Raw genomic sequence first — 15,818 nt, 5'->3', positions numbered from 1 at the left:
AGATAAAACAATGGAAGAATTGAGAACGGAAGAGGAAATACTGGCAGGCAAGCATTCGGTGCTTGAAGCCCTTAGAGCGGGACGTACACTCAACAAAATATGGATCGCCGAAACTGCACAAAAGCACCTGACCGCACCTATCGTTGCGGAAGCGCGCAAGGCGGGCATTGTCATTCAGCATGTAGACAAGCGTAAGCTGGATCAGCTTGCACCGGGTGTTCAGCACCAGGGAGTGGTTGCGCAAGCGGCGCCTTTTGCCTACACGGAGGTTGCTGATATTCTGGCAATTGCTGAAGCCAAGGGAGAACCGCCGTTCCTGCTCCTGCTGGACGAAATTGAAGATCCGCATAACCTCGGGTCTATCCTGCGTACGGCTGACTGCACAGGTGTGCACGGAGTCATTGTGCCGAAGCGCCGCTCTGCGCAGATTACAGCTACCGTATCCAAGACCTCGGCTGGTGCAGTCGAATATGTGCCTGTGGCCCGCGTAACGAATCTTGGACAGACCATTGACCGGCTGAAGGAGCTGGGAGTCTGGGTAGTCGGCACGGATGTGGATACCGATCAGAATCTGTTCGGATCGGATATTGTCACCGGTCCCGTAGCAGTGGTGATTGGCAATGAGAATAAAGGGATGGGCCGCCTGATCCGTGAGAAATGCGATGTGCTGCTTAAGCTGCCGATGGCCGGAAGAATCAACTCTCTGAATGCTTCAGTAGCAGCGGGCGTAATCATGTACGAGGTACTCCGCCGCCGCCAAGAACAGGGATAACTATGGCAGACTGGCGCGATATCCTGCTCGTGGACGGATACAATATGATCGGCGGCTGGCCGGAGCTTGCGGCATTGTCGCAGACCGGTATGCAGGGGGCACGCGACCGGCTGCTCGATATGCTGGCCGATTATCAGGCATTCTCCGGGCTGCGCGTCATTGCCGTATTCGATGCCTACCGTGTGCCGGGACTGGGCAGGTCGTTTGAACAAGGGAAGATCCAGGTCTTCTTCACCAAGGAGAAGGAAACGGCAGATGAATGCATCGAACGGCTGGTTGGGGAATTCACGCACCGCCGCAGACAGATCTCGGTAGCCACCAGCGATTTTGTGGAGCAGCATGTCGTTTTTGCCCAGGGCGCACTCCGGATTTCAGCCAGGGAACTGAGGCTTGAGATTGAGGAGAACCAGAAGCAGGTGAAGAAGGCGATCGAGCCGGGAAGCGTGAGCGGGACCCGTCACTCACTTGAAGACAAGCTGCCGCCGGAGACACGTAAACGGCTGGAGGACTGGCGCAGGCAATAGGACAGGAATAGCAGTTGCCCCTCACGAGAAAATGACATAATATGTTATTGAAGATTGTTTTTGGACAAATCCGGTTGACGGTGTAAGGTAACATAATATATACTGTTCCTATATTTCGAGAAGTAACGATGTGTCTTGCGTTGCAGCCGGGGGGATTCTTGGTGAGTGTCGACCTCAAGGAAATAATGCTGTCCGAGTATGATTTCATAAGTGATGAAGAAATTGTCGAGATCTTCCGTGGTGGCGACAGTGGCGCATTGGAGCATTTAATTAACAAGTACCGTAATTTTGTGCGTGCCAAGGCCCGTTCCTATTTTTTGATCGGGGCAGATCGTGAAGATATTGTGCAGGAAGGCATGATTGGCTTATACAAGGCCATCCGTGACTTCAAGGGTGACAAGCTGTCATCGTTCAAGGCCTTTGCCGAGCTGTGCATCACCCGTCAGATTATAACCGCCATTAAGACCGCTACCCGCCAGAAGCATATTCCGCTTAATTCATATGTCTCGTTAGACAAGCCCATCTATGATGAGGACTCCGACCGGACATTGATGGATGTGATATGCGGAAGTCAGGTACTGGACCCGGAAGAGCTGATTATTAACCAGGAGGAGTTCATCGGACTGGAAGATAAGATGGCTGAGATTCTGAGTGATCTGGAACGCAAGGTTCTGATGCTCTATCTGGACGGACGGTCCTATCAGGAGATTGCCGAGGATTTGAAGCGGCATGTGAAGTCCATTGACAATGCTTTGCAGCGTGTGAAACGTAAATTGGAAAGATATCTGGAAGTGCGTGACAATTAATGATATAATGACTAGGAAGGCTCGGGACTCGAGTCTTTTTTTAGTGTCCGCTAGATTTGGATACGACGAATTTACAATTGCTGAAACGTTGGATGATGGCAGGTTTATACACAAGCGGATTGCAGCATAATGATTATGGAAGACAGCTAGCGGTAAAAGAAGAAACAGGATCAAAGATGACTTATGGCATAAGGCTACAGCACCCGGAATTACCCAGTGCGATGGGGGAAACTTTCGTTGACACAGACATTGATATTATGCTAAAGTGTTTTAGGTAGGCCTAAATTCGCGGCTTTTTTTTGAATCAATATCTACGTCTTCTAATTTGATGATTAGAAGTACGTCTTCGGGAGGTGCACATCATGCGGGTAATTATCACTTTGGCTTGTACAAGTTGCAAACAAAGAAACTATGCAACAACCAAAAACAAGCGAAATCACCCCGACCGCTTGGAGATGAAGAAATTTTGCAAGTTCTGTAACGAGCAAACTCCTCATCGCGAAACCAGATAGTCTTTTGGAGGTGTAGTCGGCGTGAAACGTAGTTTCAAGTCTTTGTTTTCCTTTTTCACTGAGAGCTGGAGTGAACTCAAAAAGGTTCGCTGGCCTAGCCGTAAAGAACTGAAGAACTATACATTGATCGTTCTCGGTACAATTGTAGTTATTTCTCTTTACTTCTGGGTTCTGGACATCGGTATTTCCGCTGTGATTGAAGCGATTATTTAGAGAGGTCCCAGGTGGCTTGATATGGAAAAAAGATGGTACGTTGTTCATACCTATTCCGGGTATGAGAATAAGGTCAAGGCCAATTTGGAAAAACGCGTTGAGTCCATGGGCATGGAAGACAAAATATTCCGCGTTCTTGTTCCTATGGAAGAAGAACTGGTAAACAAGGATGGCAAGAAAAAAACTGTCATGCGCAAAGTTTACCCTGGTTACGTTTTGGTCGAAATGGTTCAGACTGATGATTCCTGGTATGTTGTCCGCAATACGCCGGGGGTTACCGGATTTGTCGGTTCAACTGGTTCGGGCTCTAAGCCTACCGCTCTGCTACCCGAAGAGGTTGAACAGATTCTGAAGCATATGGGCATGGTTGAACCTAAAGCGAAGATTGATTTCGAAATTAAGGAATCCGTACGTATTATGGTCGGTCCATTTGCGAATTTTGTGGGCTCCGTGGAAGAAATTTTGGCAGACAAAAGCAAGATCAAGGTACATGTCAACATGTTTGGACGGGAAACCCCGCTGGAGTTGGATTTCACTCAAGTGGAGAAGATATAACAAGCACAAGGGTTTCTTGTGGGAGAATGCTGTTTAGCATTCGAATACCACTATTTACGCAAGGAGGTGTCACTCATGGCTAAAAAAGTTATTAAAATGGTGAAACTGCAGATTCCTGCAGGGAAAGCGAATCCAGCGCCTCCAGTAGGTCCGGCGTTAGGTCAAGCGGGTGTCAACATCATGGCATTCTGTAAGGAATTCAACGCTCGTACTGCCGACCAGGCTGGTCTGATCATCCCGGTTGAAATTACAGTATTTGAAGACCGTTCGTTTACCTTCATCACCAAAACTCCTCCGGCTGCTGTTCTGCTTCGCATCGCTGCAAAAGTAGAAAAAGGCTCCGGTGAACCAAACAAGAAAAAAGTAGCGAAGCTGGGCCGCGCAGCGGTTCGTGAAATCGCTGAAACCAAAATGCCCGATCTGAACGCTGCATCTGTTGAAGCTGCAATGCGTATGGTTGAAGGTACTGCCCGCAGTATGGGAATCACAATCGAAGACTAATATGTATTCGATGAACCGGTCATTCATGACCGCAATATGTGGGAGGAATTTCCGCTAATACCACAAAGGAGGAACATTTCATGGCTAAACATGGTAAGAAGTACCAAGAATCCGCGAAGCTGATCAACAGCGAAGCGACTTACGAGCCTTCAGAAGCTGTAGAGCTTGTGAAAAAGGCGGCAACTGCCAAATTCGACGAAACCGTTGAAGCAGCAGTGCGTCTGGGTGTAGACCCGCGTAAACAAGACCAGGCAGTTCGTGGTGTTGTTGTCCTGCCTCACGGCACAGGCAAAACACAACGCGTGCTTGTATTTGCAAAAGGTGAAAAAGCGAAGGAAGCGGAAGCTGCTGGCGCTGATTTTGTTGGTGATGCTGATATGATCAACAAGATTCAACAGGGCTGGTTTGAATTCGACGTCTGCGTAGCTACACCTGATATGATGAGTGAAGTCGGTAAACTGGGTCGTCTGCTCGGTGGTAAAGGTCTCATGCCTAACCCTAAAGCAGGTACAGTTACTTTCGACGTTACCAAGGCTGTTCAAGAAATCAAAGCCGGTAAGATCGAATACCGTCTTGACAAAGCGGGCCAAATTCACGCGCCAATCGGCAAAGTGTCTTTCAACGCTGAACAACTGAACGAGAACCTTAAAGCTCTTATGGACGCTCTGAACCGTGCGAAACCGGCTGCTGCCAAAGGTGTATACCTTAAAGGCATCGCTATTTCGTCCACAATGGGACCTAGCGCTCGTGTGAACGCGGCTGCTTTCAGATAATTAAAGGTTGACTCCTCGAGTTATCTTTGATAATCTATAACAGTTGTAAACATTAAGGTGATCAATCTTAAATGTGAATATGCTTACCGTAGACAGTAGGTGCCGTAGGGCTTAATTTCCTACCGAGGTGTTGTGATAGAAACAAAAAGTGCCAGGCTCGCCTGATTAACTTTCCGTTTTATCAAGCCTTCGTGAATCTGCGGAGGCTTTTCTAATGCCTGCGTAGGAACGGCGGAGTTTCTCCGGAATAACCGCCGTGACATAAATTTTCAGGAGGTGTATATAATTGGCAAATGCAAAAGTAATCCAAGCTAAACAGGATGCGGTTGATGTTGTGACTGGCAAACTGCAGAACAGTGTCTCCACTGTTGTTGCAGACTACCGCGGATTGAACGTATCGCAAGTGACTGAACTGCGTAAGCAGCTTCGTGAAGCTGGCGTTGAGTTTCAAGTCCTGAAGAACACATTGCTTCGCCGTGCAACTGCGGCAGCTGAGCTGACTGATCTGGACGCTGTCCTGACGGGTCCTACAGCGATCGCATTCAGCGAGACTGATGCGGTAGTAGCAGCTAAGATTCTAAATGACTTCGCTAAGAAGAACGACGCTTTGAAACTGAAAGGCGGCGTTGTAGAAGGTAAAGTTATCGATGCGGACCAACTGAAAGCACTGGCTGAACTGCCATCCCGCGATGGTTTGCTCTCCATGCTGCTTAGCGTGCTTCAAGCTCCAATGCGCAACTTCGCGCTTGCAGTTAAAGCTGTTGCTGAGAAAGAAGAACAGAGCGCGTAAGCCTTTGCTTCCAGCTTCATAATCAAGACCACAAACCAATTCAAATATAATGGAGGTTCAATCATGAGCAAAGAAACAATCTTAGAAGAAATTAAAGGCATGAGCGTACTGGAACTGAACGACCTGGTAAAAGCAATCGAAGAAGAATTCGGCGTAACTGCAGCAGCTCCAGTAGCAGCTGGCGGCGCTGTAGCAGCTGTTGAAGCTGAACAGTCCGAATTCGACGTAATTTTGACAAGCGCTGGCGCTTCCAAAATCAACGTTATCAAAATCGTTCGCGAAATCACAGGTCTTGGCTTGAAAGAAGCTAAAGAAGTTGTAGATAACGCTCCAAAAGCAATCAAAGAAAAAGTAAGCAAAGAAGAAGCCGAAGCTACCAAAGCAAAATTGGAAGAAGCAGGCGCAGCTGTAGAAGTAAAATAAGTTGATTCAATAGGTACTGCCCCGGAGCAGAAGTCATTCTCTCCGGTTTCCGCAACCCCCTTGAACTTGTTCAAGGGGGTTGCTCTATAAGGGAGCCTTGCAGGTATGTGTAGTTCAACGTGAAAGGGAGGATAGTATGTCGCAGCATTATTACTCGCAGCAGCCGGAAGCGCGTCATGACAGACGCAGCATCGATACGGAGCTGAGAGGCAAACGCCTACGCTTTACCAGCGACGCCGGTGTTTTTTCAAAAGGAGATATTGATCATGGCAGCCGTGTTCTGATTGAGGCGATGGAGATTCCGGAGGATGCGAAGGTGCTGGATGTGGGTTGTGGTTACGGGCCTATAGGGATTAGTGCGGCGCATCTCGCTTCCAAGGGACATGTAACGATGATTGATATCAACAGCCGTGCGGTAGAGCTTGCCCGCGAGAATGCGCAGCATAATGGAATCCGCAATGTTACGGTGATGGAAAGTGATGTGCTATCGGCAGTAGAGGGGCAGTCCTTCGATGTGATTCTAACCAACCCGCCGATTCGCGCCGGCAAGGCCGTAGTTCATGCGATTTTTGAACAGGCGTATGATCATTTGAATGAGGGCGGTTGTCTGTGGGTTGTCATTCAGAAGAAGCAGGGTGCGCCGTCGGCGGTTGCCAAGCTGGAGAGTATGTTTGCAGTGGTAGAAGAAGTAGGGAAAGACAAGGGCTATAGAATCTTAAAAGCTCAAAAATAAATAATAATACTCATTGACATGCGATGTCCGTAGTGGTATTATTATAAAATGTCAGTATTAAGCTAGGCTCCATGTCTTTAGTTTGCTGAAATGTCAAGTGATATATTGTCGCCCGGTAAGCGCATGCCGCACGGCAGGTTTTTGCGAATTCCGTTCTCTATGTTCCTGTCACGGCGAAGGTCGCCGGGGCAATAGATAATAGCGCATGAACTGTAGCCTGGTGACGTATAATACGCACGTTTTGGGCAAATCTACTGGATAAGGAGTATTTTGGCCGTGGATAGATGTGCTCTTTTTTCGAAAGATTTCGATAAGGGGCTTTTCTGTATTTATGGCTGAATCCTTGTGTTATGGTTCCATTATACGGGTCCAAACAAGGGTTCGCAATCAATTTTTAAGTGAGTAGACATGAGGGGTGAGTAAAGTTGGCAGGACATCTTGTTCAGTATGGTCGACGCACTCGGCGGAGCTATGCGAGAATTAACGAGGTACTCGAGGTCCCGAACCTGATCGAGATCCAACAAAAATCTTATGATTGGTTTTTGGAGGAAGGATTGCGGGAAATGTTCCAGGACATCTCGCCGATCCAGGATTTCACAGGGAATTTGGTACTAGAGTTCATTGATTACAGCCTGGGTGAACCGAAGTACACGGTTGACGACGCTAAAGAGCGGGACGTAACATATGCAGCACCTCTGCGTGTGAAGGTGCGTCTCATCAATAAGGAGACCGGTGAGGTTAAAGAGCAGGAAGTGTTCATGGGAGATTTCCCTCTGATGACGGAAACCGGCACTTTTATTATCAATGGTGCGGAACGGGTTATTGTCAGCCAGTTGGTTCGCTCTCCAAGCGTCTATTTCAGCACAAAAGTGGATAAGAACGGCAAAAAAACTTACACCGCCACAGTAATTCCAAATCGCGGAGCCTGGCTGGAGCTTGAGACCGACGCTAAGGACATCATGTATGTCCGTATCGACCGGACTCGTAAGATCCCGGTAACAGTCCTCTTGCGTGCTCTGGGCTTCGGCAGTGATGCTGAAATTCTGGAACTGCTTGGCAATGATGAATATATTCGCAACACGCTGGATAAAGACAACACGGATTCCACGGAGAAGGCGCTTATTGAAATCTACGAGCGTCTGCGTCCGGGCGAACCACCTACACTTGATAATGCCAAGAGCTTGCTCGTCGCACGTTTCTTTGACCCGAAACGTTATGATTTGGCCAATGTAGGCCGTTACAAAATCAACAAAAAGTTGCATATTAAGAATCGTCTGTTCAATCAGCGTCTGGCACAGCCTTTGGTTGATGAATCTACCGGAGAAATCCTGGCAGAATCCGGCCAAATGGTGGACCGCCGCCTGCTTGATGAGCTGATTCCTTATTTCGAGAAGAGTATGGCTGCCAAAAACTACCGTGTAACCGGCGGTGTAATGGACAGCGAAGATATTCCGCTTCAGACCATTGACGTATTCTCGCCAATCGAAGAAGGCCGTATCATCAAACTGATCGCCAATGGCAACATTGATAAATCGGTTAAGCATATTACTCAGGCTGATATTATATCCTCAATCAGCTACTTTATTAATTTGCTGCATGGTATCGGCAACACGGATGATATTGACCATCTGGGTAACCGCCGTCTGCGTTCTGTAGGTGAGCTTCTGCAGAATCAGTTCCGGATCGGTCTATCCCGTATGGAGCGCGTAGTCCGCGAGAGAATGTCGATTCAGGATGCCAATGCGATTACACCGCAGGCGCTGATCAACATCCGTCCGGTTATCGCATCGATCAAAGAGTTCTTCGGCAGTTCGCAGCTGTCCCAGTTCATGGATCAGACGAACCCGCTTGCCGAGCTTACGCATAAGCGCCGTCTGTCTGCACTCGGACCCGGCGGTCTGACTCGTGAACGCGCAGGCTTTGAAGTCCGCGACGTCCATCACAGTCACTATGGCCGTATGTGTCCTATCGAGACTCCAGAAGGTCCGAATATCGGTCTGATCAACTCCTTGTCCACCTTCGCCCGCATCAATGAATACGGCTTTATCGAAGCTCCGTATCGTTGGGTAGATCCGAAGACAGGTAAGGTAACTGAGCAAATCGATTATCTGACTGCCGATGAAGAAGATAACTATGTAGTTGCACAGGCTAATGTACTGATCGATGAGGATGGCTCCTTTAAGGAAGACCAGGTTATCGTTCGTTACAACAAGGATTCAGACAACATCACTACTATGCCTAGCAACCGTGTAGACTACATGGACGTTTCGCCAAAACAGGTCGTATCGGTCGCAACGGCGCTCATCCCGTTCCTTGAGAACGATGACTCCAACCGCGCACTGATGGGATCGAACATGCAGCGTCAGGCTGTTCCGCTTCTTATTCCTAAGGCTCCGCTTGTAGGGACAGGGATGGAGCATAAGTCTGCTAAAGACTCCGGCGTATGTATTGTCTCCAAATATGACGGTATTATCGAACGCTCCTCTGCCAATGAAATCTGGCTGCGCCGTGTTGAGGCAGTTGAAGGCAAGGAAGTCAAAGGCGATATCGTTAAATATAAATTACACAAATTCATGCGTTCGAACCAGGGTACCTGTATTAACCAGCGTCCACTGGCTAAACGTGGGGATATCGTCAAAAAAGGTGACATCCTGGCAGATGGACCTTCCACAGAAATGGGCGAACTTGCGCTTGGCCGCAACGTAGTCGTTGCGTTCATGACTTGGGAAGGCTACAACTACGAGGATGCGATCCTGCTGAGTGAGAAGCTGGTGAAGGAAGATGTATACACTTCGATCCACATCGAGGAATACGAATCCGAAGCCCGTGATACGAAGCTCGGACCTGAAGAGATCACACGTGATATTCCTAACGTCGGTGAAGAGGCGCTCCGCAATCTGGATGAGCGCGGAATTATCCGTATCGGTGCGGAAATCAATGCCGGCGATATTCTGGTAGGTAAGGTTACTCCGAAGGGTGTAACTGAGCTGACTGCTGAGGAACGCCTGCTGCATGCGATCTTCGGTGAGAAGGCCCGTGAAGTTCGTGATACCTCCCTGCGTGTTCCGCATGGTAGTGATGGTATTATCGTTGACGTCAAAGTATTCACACGTGAGAACGGCGATGAGCTGCCTCCTGGCGTGAATCAGCTGGTTCGTGTCTACATCGCCCAGAAGCGTAAAATTTCTGAAGGTGACAAGATGGCCGGACGTCACGGTAACAAGGGTGTCGTTGCCCGTATCCTGCCAGAAGAAGATATGCCGTTCCTTCCTGACGGTACGCCGGTACAGGTTGTCCTGAACCCGCTGGGCGTTCCTTCCCGTATGAACATCGGACAGGTGCTTGAAGTCCATATTGGTATGGCTGCACTGCGTTTGGGTATCCACGTGGCTACTCCGGTATTCGACGGAGCCCGTGAGTATGACGTGTTCGATACGATGGAAGAAGCCGGTATGCAGCGTAATGGTAAGACTGTGCTGTATGACGGACGTACAGGCGAGCGCTTCGAGCGTGAGGTTACTGTCGGCGTCATGCACATGATCAAGCTTGCGCACATGGTTGACGATAAGATTCATGCCCGTTCCACAGGTCCTTACTCACTCGTTACACAACAGCCACTGGGCGGTAAAGCTCAGTTCGGCGGACAGCGTTTCGGGGAGATGGAAGTGTGGGCGCTTGAAGCTTACGGCGCGGCGTATACACTGCAAGAGATTTTGACCGTGAAATCCGATGATGTGGTCGGCCGTGTGAAAACGTACGAATCCATTGTCAAAGGTGAAAATGTTCCAGAACCGGGTGTACCGGAATCGTTCAAGGTATTGATCAAGGAACTGCAGTCGCTCGGGATGGATGTCAAAATCCTCAGCGGTGACGAGCAGGAGATCGAGATGAAGGAACTGGACGATGAGGACGAGACGTCAGGCGATAAGCTGAGCCTCAATTTGGAAGGCGCAGAAGTCGGCATAGAGTAGTTCACCAGCAAGCCAATAATTTCATTACACAAAGGACCATGCCCTCTGTTGACTTCAGCGTCAAGAGAGGGCTGTGGTACTAAATCAGGATATAGGTTAAGGAGGGTTGCTCCTTGTTGGACGTTAACAATTTTGAATTTATGAAAATCGGGCTCGCTTCCCCGGAAAAAATTCGTTCTTGGTCCCGCGGAGAAGTTAAAAAACCGGAAACCATTAACTATCGTACATTGAAACCGGAAAAAGAGGGTCTCTTTTGCGAACGTATTTTTGGACCGCAAAAGGACTGGGAATGTCACTGTGGTAAATACAAACGCGTCCGTTATAAGGGCGTAGTGTGCGACCGCTGCGGCGTGGAAGTTACCCGCGCTAAAGTCCGCCGCGAACGTATGGGCCACATCGAACTGGCAGCTCCTGTATCTCATATCTGGTATTTCAAAGGTATTCCAAGCCGTATGGGTCTGGCACTGGATATGTCTCCTAGATCGCTCGAAGAGATTATCTACTTTGCATCTTATGTTGTAACTGATCCAGGGGAAACTCCGCTGGAGAAGAAGCAGCTGCTGTCCGAGAAAGAATACCGCAGCTACCGTGAGAAATATGGCTACGGATTCCAGGCCGGCATGGGTGCAGAAGCTGTCAAAAAGCTGCTTCAGGATATCGACATCGATAAAGAACTGGAATTCCTCAAAGAAGAGCTGCGTACCGCTCAAGGCCAGCGCCGCAACCGGGCAATCAAACGTCTGGAAGTCATTGAGGCCTTCCGCAACTCCGGCAACAAGCCTGACTGGATGATCATGGATGTACTCCCGGTTATCCCTCCGGAGCTTCGTCCAATGGTTCAGCTTGATGGCGGCCGTTTTGCTACTTCTGACCTTAATGACCTGTACCGCCGTGTAATTAACCGGAACAACCGTCTGAAAAGACTGCTGGACCTCGGCGCGCCTGACATTATCGTTCAGAATGAGAAACGGATGCTTCAGGAAGCTGTAGATGCGCTGATTGACAACGGCCGCCGCGGCCGTCCTGTAACAGGACCAGGTAACCGTCCGCTCAAATCGCTCAGCCATATGCTGAAAGGTAAACAGGGACGTTTCCGCCAGAACTTGCTCGGTAAACGTGTTGACTATTCCGGCCGTTCGGTTATCGTCGTAGGACCTTACCTGAAGATGTACCAATGCGGTCTTCCTAAGAAGATGGCACTGGAACTCTTCAAACCGTTTGTAATGAAAGAACTGGTTAACAAAGGGCTGGCCCACAACATAAAGAGCGCGAAGCGTAAGGTTGAGCGCGTAAGTCCTGAAGTATGGGATGTGCTTGAAGAGGTAATCAGAGAGCATCCGGTTCTGCTGAACCGTGCCCCTACGCTGCATAGACTGGGTATCCAGGCGTTCGAACCGATTCTGGTAGAAGGTCACGCGATCCGTCTTCACCCGCTCGTATGTACGGCTTACAATGCCGACTTTGACGGTGACCAGATGGCGGTACACGTTCCTCTGTCCGCTGAGGCTCAAGCTGAAGCCCGTATTCTCATGCTGGCGTCCGGTAACATCCTGAACCCTAAGGACGGCAAGCCGGTCGTTACCCCTTCCCAGGATATGGTCCTTGGTACGTTCTACCTGACCATGGACAACAAGGAAGAAAAGGGTACCGGGATGATCCTGCGTAACGTGAATGAAGCGGTCTCTGCTTATCAGCGCGGAACTGCGGGTCTGCATGCACGTGTTGCTATTCCTGTTAAGGCTCTGGGTAAAACCAGCTTCACAGAAGCGCAGCAGAATGCTCTGCTGATCACTACTGTGGGTAAGATTATCTTCAACGAAATCTATCCAAGCAGCTTCCCGTATATCAACGAAGCTACCAAAACTAACCTGCTGCAGGGAACTCCTGAGAAGTACTTCATCTATGAAAAGGGTGCGGATGTCCGCGAACTGATCATGGCAGCTCCGGAAGCCAGTGCTGTAGGTAAAGAATATCTGGGCCTCATTATCGCCCGCTGCTTTGAGACTTATCACACCACCAAGACTTCAGTGATTCTGGATAAAATTAAGCAACTCGGCTTTACGTACTCTACACGTTCCGGTGTTACGGTTGCCGTATCGGATGTTATCGTGCCTGAGGAAAAAGCTACCATTCTTAAGGAATCCGAAGCTAAGGTTGATGTGGTTGCGAATCAATACCGCCGTGGTCTGATTACCAATGATGAGCGGTATGACCGCGTTATCGAGATTTGGTCGAAGACCAAGGATGATCTGACTAACGTATTGCTTAAATCAATGGACCGCTTCAACTCCATCATGCTCATGGTCGACTCCAAGGCGCGTGGTAACAAATCGCAGATCACCCAGCTCGGTGGGATGCGTGGTCTGATGGCAACACCTTCGGGCCGAATCTTTGAATTGCCAATCAAAGCGAACTTCCGTGAAGGCCTAACCGTCCTCGAGTACTTTATCTCCACTCACGGAGCGCGTAAAGGTCTGGCCGATACAGCGCTGCGTACAGCGGATTCCGGGTACCTGACGCGCCGTCTGGTTGACGTAGCGCAGGATGTTATTGTCCGTGAAGAAGATTGTGGTACTGATAAAGGCTTCATGGTTAGCCGGATTCAGGATGGCAAGGAAGTCATTGAGGATCTCTACGACCGTATTGAAGGCCGTTATTCCTTCGAGACCGTCCGTCATCCTGAGACGAAGGAAATCATCGTTCACCGTAACGATCTGATTGACTCGGATAAGGCTGAAGAAATCGTGAATGCTGGCGTGACCAAGCTACAGATCCGCTCTGTACTGAGCTGCCGTGCCCGTCACGGTGTCTGCAAGAAGTGCTACGGACGTAACCTGGCAACAGGTAAATTCGTGGAAATCGGGGAGGCTGTCGGTATTATTGCCGCACAATCCATCGGTGAACCGGGAACACAGCTTACCATGCGTACGTTCCATACCGGTGGTGTAGCCGGAGACGATATTACGCAAGGTTTGCCGCGTATCCAGGAGCTGTTTGAAGCCCGTAACCCTAAAGGTCAGGCTACAATCAGTGAGATTGACGGGGTAGTTAAGGAAATCCGCGAAACCAAGGACCGCCGCGAGATCGAAGTCCAGGGTGAAGCAGAGTCCAAAACGTATTCCATCACTTACGGCTCCCGTCTGCGTGTCAGCGAAGGCCAGGAGATTGAGGCCGGCGATGAATTAACAGACGGTTCAATTGACCCTAAAGAAATGCTGCGTATCAAAGGGATCCGCGGGGTACAGAACTACATTCTGCAAGAAGTACAGCGTGTATACCGTAACCAGGGCGTTGAAATCAATGATAAGCACATTGAAGTTATGATCAAGCAGATGCTGCGCAAAATCCGTATTATCGATGCCGGAGATACCAGTCTCCTGCCGGGTGCATTTGCGGATATTCATGAATATGAAGCAGCCAACAAGGAAGCCATTCTTGCCGGCAATGAACCAGCAGTCGCCAAACCGGTTCTGCTCGGGATTACCAAGGCCTCTCTGGAAACTGATTCATTCCTGTCTGCGGCATCCTTCCAGGAAACTACCCGCGTCTTAACAGATGCAGCTATTAAGGGTAAAGTGGATAAGCTGCTCGGTCTGAAAGAGAATGTAATCATCGGTAAGCTGATTCCTGCAGGTACAGGCATGAATCGTTACCGTAATGTGAAGCTGAGCGATCCGAATGCTGAAAGCAGTGAAGAAGCTTTAGAGCCGGTACCCGCTGAATAATTGAATACTCATGGCAAGCAGTATCCGCGTCACGCAGAAATCTGGCGTGACGCGGCTGTCTGCTGTGATTATTAATAAATTTATTGTCGTTTTTCTTGACATCATGTGCTGAGGATGCTAATATGTCTAAGGTGCGTGAGTAGTCTTGTCATTCTTATTCAGTGGAGGTAATGATTTTCATGACTGATGACAGAGGGTTACAGGATGCTCAGGTCAAGATCGGTTCCAAGCAAACCGTTAAGGCGGTGGAGTTGGGCCAAGCCGCAGAAGTCTATGTGGCAGAGGACGGAGATCAACGGCTTACTTCCAGAATTGTAATGCTTTGCAACAAACAAGGTGTGAAGGTCACTTATGTGGACACGATGCTGAATTTGGGCAAGGCCTGCGGTATAGAAGTTGGTGCTGCGATGGCAGCCGTCTTAAAACAATAGCAGCAAGAGAACGTTTTTGTACCGGGGTACACTTCGGCAGCAAGGACTTTTCATTTGTCTTTTTATGAACCACCTGGGTCTGTGGACTTAATGTTTGTAAATTGACTATCATTTCAGGAAGGGGGTGGCACAACATGCCAACTATTAATCAATTGGTTCGTAAAGGCCGTCAAGCCAAAATCGAAAAATCCAAATCTCCCGCTCTTCAAAAAGGGTTCAACGCCCTCAAGCGTGAGGCTACAAATTTGAGCGCTCCGCAGAAACGCGGTGTATGCACTCGTGTAGGCACAATGACTCCACGTAAACCAAACTCAGCACTTCGTAAGTATGCCCGTGTTCGTCTGACGAACCGTCTTGAGGTGACTGCTTACATTCCGGGTATCGGACACAACCTTCAAGAGCACAGTGTAGTATTGCTGCGCGGAGGTAAAGTTAAGGACCTTGCAGGAGTTCGTTACCACATCGTTCGTGGTGCACTGGATACTGCAGGTGTTGCTAACCGGATGCAGGCTCGCTCCAAGTATGGTGCGAAACGTCCTAAAGTCAAGAAATAAGATGAGCTTATCAGAATAATAACCATATAAGAAAGGGGGATATCCATGCCACGCAAAGGTCCAGTTACTAAAAGAGATGTATTGCCAGATCCATTGTATAATAGCAAGTTGGTTACTCGTTTGATCAACCGTATTATGCTGGGTGGTAAAAGAGGTGTCGCTCAAAGCATTTTGTACAATTCGTTCAAGTTGATTCAAGAACGTACAGGTAAAGAGCCGATGGAAGTTTTCGAAGCTGCCATCAAGAATATCATGCCTGTATTGGAAGTTAAAGCTCGTCGTGTCGGCGGTGCTAACTACCAAGTACCTATTGAGGTTAAACCTGAAAGACGTACTGCTTTGGGATTACGTTGGCTTGTAAACTACTCACGCAACCGCGGTGAGAAGACTATGGAAGAACGTTTGGCGGCTGAGATTATTGATGCTTCCAACAACACAGGCGCTTCCGTTAAGAAACGTGAAGACACACACAAGATGGCTGAAGCGAACAAAGCGTTTGCTCACTACCGCTGGTAGGATTGCAGTCGTTCAAATA

The 15,818-nt window shown here is 49.0% G+C and carries 16 protein-coding genes and 1 other annotated feature; all 16 genes read left to right on the top strand.

Annotation, left to right across the window (positions count from 1 at the left end; translation table 11 throughout):
• Positions 1 to 10: 10 nt before the first annotated feature.
• The 16 genes from rlmB (at position 11) to rpsG (ending at position 15,799) form a co-directional block, all read left to right on the top strand.
• The gene (gene rlmB / locus MKY12_RS28450) at positions 11 to 772 is read left to right on the top strand and encodes a 23S rRNA (guanosine(2251)-2'-O)-methyltransferase RlmB (protein WP_076081731.1); all 762 of its coding nucleotides are present in this window, start codon (positions 11 to 13) and stop codon (positions 770 to 772) included.
• 2 nt (positions 773 to 774) lie between these two features.
• Positions 775 to 1,296: an NYN domain-containing protein gene (locus MKY12_RS28445; RefSeq protein ID WP_036692346.1), complete on the top strand. Its 522-nt coding sequence runs from the start codon at positions 775 to 777 to the stop codon at positions 1,294 to 1,296.
• 161 nt (positions 1,297 to 1,457) lie between these two features.
• Positions 1,458 to 2,102: an RNA polymerase sporulation sigma factor SigH gene (gene sigH / locus MKY12_RS28440; RefSeq protein WP_036721868.1), complete on the top strand. Its 645-nt coding sequence runs from the start codon at positions 1,458 to 1,460 to the stop codon at positions 2,100 to 2,102.
• A 362-nt stretch (positions 2,103 to 2,464) separates the two neighbouring features.
• On the top strand, positions 2,465 to 2,614 hold the full coding sequence (rpmG, locus tag MKY12_RS28435; RefSeq protein ID WP_074086515.1) for a 50S ribosomal protein L33: 150 nt from the start codon (positions 2,465 to 2,467) through the stop codon (positions 2,612 to 2,614).
• Positions 2,615 to 2,635: 21 nt separating this feature from the next.
• Entirely contained in the window at positions 2,636 to 2,827 is a 192-nt protein-coding gene (gene secE / locus MKY12_RS28430; RefSeq protein WP_036692354.1) for a preprotein translocase subunit SecE, read from the top strand.
• Between the two features lie 21 nt (positions 2,828 to 2,848).
• A complete protein-coding gene (gene nusG, locus MKY12_RS28425) occupies positions 2,849 to 3,382 on the top strand; it encodes a transcription termination/antitermination protein NusG (RefSeq protein ID WP_020427084.1) in 534 nt (177 codons plus the stop codon).
• Positions 3,383 to 3,457: 75 nt separating this feature from the next.
• Positions 3,458 to 3,883, top strand: a complete 426-nt coding sequence (rplK, locus tag MKY12_RS28420) for a 50S ribosomal protein L11 (protein WP_019908208.1) — start codon at positions 3,458 to 3,460, stop codon at positions 3,881 to 3,883.
• Between the two features lie 80 nt (positions 3,884 to 3,963).
• Positions 3,964 to 4,656, top strand: coding sequence for a 50S ribosomal protein L1 (gene rplA / locus MKY12_RS28415; protein ID WP_036692357.1), 693 nt, complete (start codon positions 3,964 to 3,966; stop codon positions 4,654 to 4,656).
• 68 nt (positions 4,657 to 4,724) lie between these two features.
• Positions 4,725 to 4,878, top strand: a sequence feature (ribosomal protein L10 leader region).
• Positions 4,879 to 4,942: 64 nt separating this feature from the next.
• Positions 4,943 to 5,446 carry a 50S ribosomal protein L10 gene (rplJ, locus tag MKY12_RS28410; RefSeq protein WP_036721864.1) on the top strand — a complete coding sequence of 168 codons (504 nt, stop codon included), beginning with the start codon at positions 4,943 to 4,945 and terminating at the stop codon, positions 5,444 to 5,446.
• Between the two features lie 63 nt (positions 5,447 to 5,509).
• Positions 5,510 to 5,869, top strand: coding sequence for a 50S ribosomal protein L7/L12 (gene rplL, locus MKY12_RS28405; protein WP_036721862.1), 360 nt, complete (start codon positions 5,510 to 5,512; stop codon positions 5,867 to 5,869).
• Positions 5,870 to 6,005: 136 nt separating this feature from the next.
• On the top strand, positions 6,006 to 6,602 hold the full coding sequence (locus MKY12_RS28400) for a class I SAM-dependent methyltransferase (RefSeq protein WP_339311760.1): 597 nt from the start codon (positions 6,006 to 6,008) through the stop codon (positions 6,600 to 6,602).
• Positions 6,603 to 7,027: 425 nt separating this feature from the next.
• Positions 7,028 to 10,573 (top strand): DNA-directed RNA polymerase subunit beta, encoded by a 3,546-nt coding sequence (gene rpoB, locus MKY12_RS28395; protein WP_036721858.1) that lies wholly within the window; start codon positions 7,028 to 7,030, stop codon positions 10,571 to 10,573.
• Positions 10,574 to 10,686: 113 nt separating this feature from the next.
• Positions 10,687 to 14,298 carry a DNA-directed RNA polymerase subunit beta' gene (rpoC, locus tag MKY12_RS28390; protein WP_036721855.1) on the top strand — a complete coding sequence of 1,204 codons (3,612 nt, stop codon included), beginning with the start codon at positions 10,687 to 10,689 and terminating at the stop codon, positions 14,296 to 14,298.
• A 179-nt stretch (positions 14,299 to 14,477) separates the two neighbouring features.
• The gene (locus tag MKY12_RS28385) at positions 14,478 to 14,729 is read left to right on the top strand and encodes a ribosomal L7Ae/L30e/S12e/Gadd45 family protein (protein ID WP_036692367.1); all 252 of its coding nucleotides are present in this window, start codon (positions 14,478 to 14,480) and stop codon (positions 14,727 to 14,729) included.
• A gap of 134 nt (positions 14,730 to 14,863) precedes the next feature.
• Positions 14,864 to 15,283 (top strand): 30S ribosomal protein S12, encoded by a 420-nt coding sequence (gene rpsL / locus MKY12_RS28380; RefSeq protein WP_036721853.1) that lies wholly within the window; start codon positions 14,864 to 14,866, stop codon positions 15,281 to 15,283.
• A gap of 45 nt (positions 15,284 to 15,328) precedes the next feature.
• Positions 15,329 to 15,799, top strand: coding sequence for a 30S ribosomal protein S7 (rpsG, locus tag MKY12_RS28375; protein WP_020427074.1), 471 nt, complete (start codon positions 15,329 to 15,331; stop codon positions 15,797 to 15,799).
• Positions 15,800 to 15,818 lie beyond the last annotated feature (19 nt).

This window comes from Paenibacillus sp. FSL M7-0896 (assembly GCF_037975415.1).
Taxonomy (GTDB): domain Bacteria; phylum Bacillota; class Bacilli; order Paenibacillales; family Paenibacillaceae; genus Paenibacillus_AQ; species Paenibacillus_AQ silagei.
Note: the sequence above shows the minus strand (reverse complement) of the source record. Positions and strands in the feature narration are given on the sequence as shown.

What these genes read in the sequence shown, in the direction of transcription:
- rpsG (WP_020427074.1), top strand. Translation starts at nt 15,329, where the DNA reads ATGCCACGCAAAGGTCCAGTTACTAAAAGAGATGTATTGCCAGATCCA.
- nusG (WP_020427084.1), top strand. Translation starts at nt 2,849, where the DNA reads ATGGAAAAAAGATGGTACGTTGTTCATACCTATTCCGGGTATGAGAAT.
- rpsL (WP_036721853.1), top strand. Translation starts at nt 14,864, where the DNA reads ATGCCAACTATTAATCAATTGGTTCGTAAAGGCCGTCAAGCCAAAATC.
- MKY12_RS28400 (WP_339311760.1), top strand. Translation starts at nt 6,006, where the DNA reads ATGTCGCAGCATTATTACTCGCAGCAGCCGGAAGCGCGTCATGACAGA.
- MKY12_RS28445 (WP_036692346.1), top strand. Translation starts at nt 775, where the DNA reads ATGGCAGACTGGCGCGATATCCTGCTCGTGGACGGATACAATATGATC.
- rpmG (WP_074086515.1), top strand. Translation starts at nt 2,465, where the DNA reads ATGCGGGTAATTATCACTTTGGCTTGTACAAGTTGCAAACAAAGAAAC.
- MKY12_RS28385 (WP_036692367.1), top strand. Translation starts at nt 14,478, where the DNA reads ATGACTGATGACAGAGGGTTACAGGATGCTCAGGTCAAGATCGGTTCC.
- rlmB (WP_076081731.1), top strand. Translation starts at nt 11, where the DNA reads ATGGAAGAATTGAGAACGGAAGAGGAAATACTGGCAGGCAAGCATTCG.
- rplA (WP_036692357.1), top strand. Translation starts at nt 3,964, where the DNA reads ATGGCTAAACATGGTAAGAAGTACCAAGAATCCGCGAAGCTGATCAAC.
- rplL (WP_036721862.1), top strand. Translation starts at nt 5,510, where the DNA reads ATGAGCAAAGAAACAATCTTAGAAGAAATTAAAGGCATGAGCGTACTG.
- rplK (WP_019908208.1), top strand. Translation starts at nt 3,458, where the DNA reads ATGGCTAAAAAAGTTATTAAAATGGTGAAACTGCAGATTCCTGCAGGG.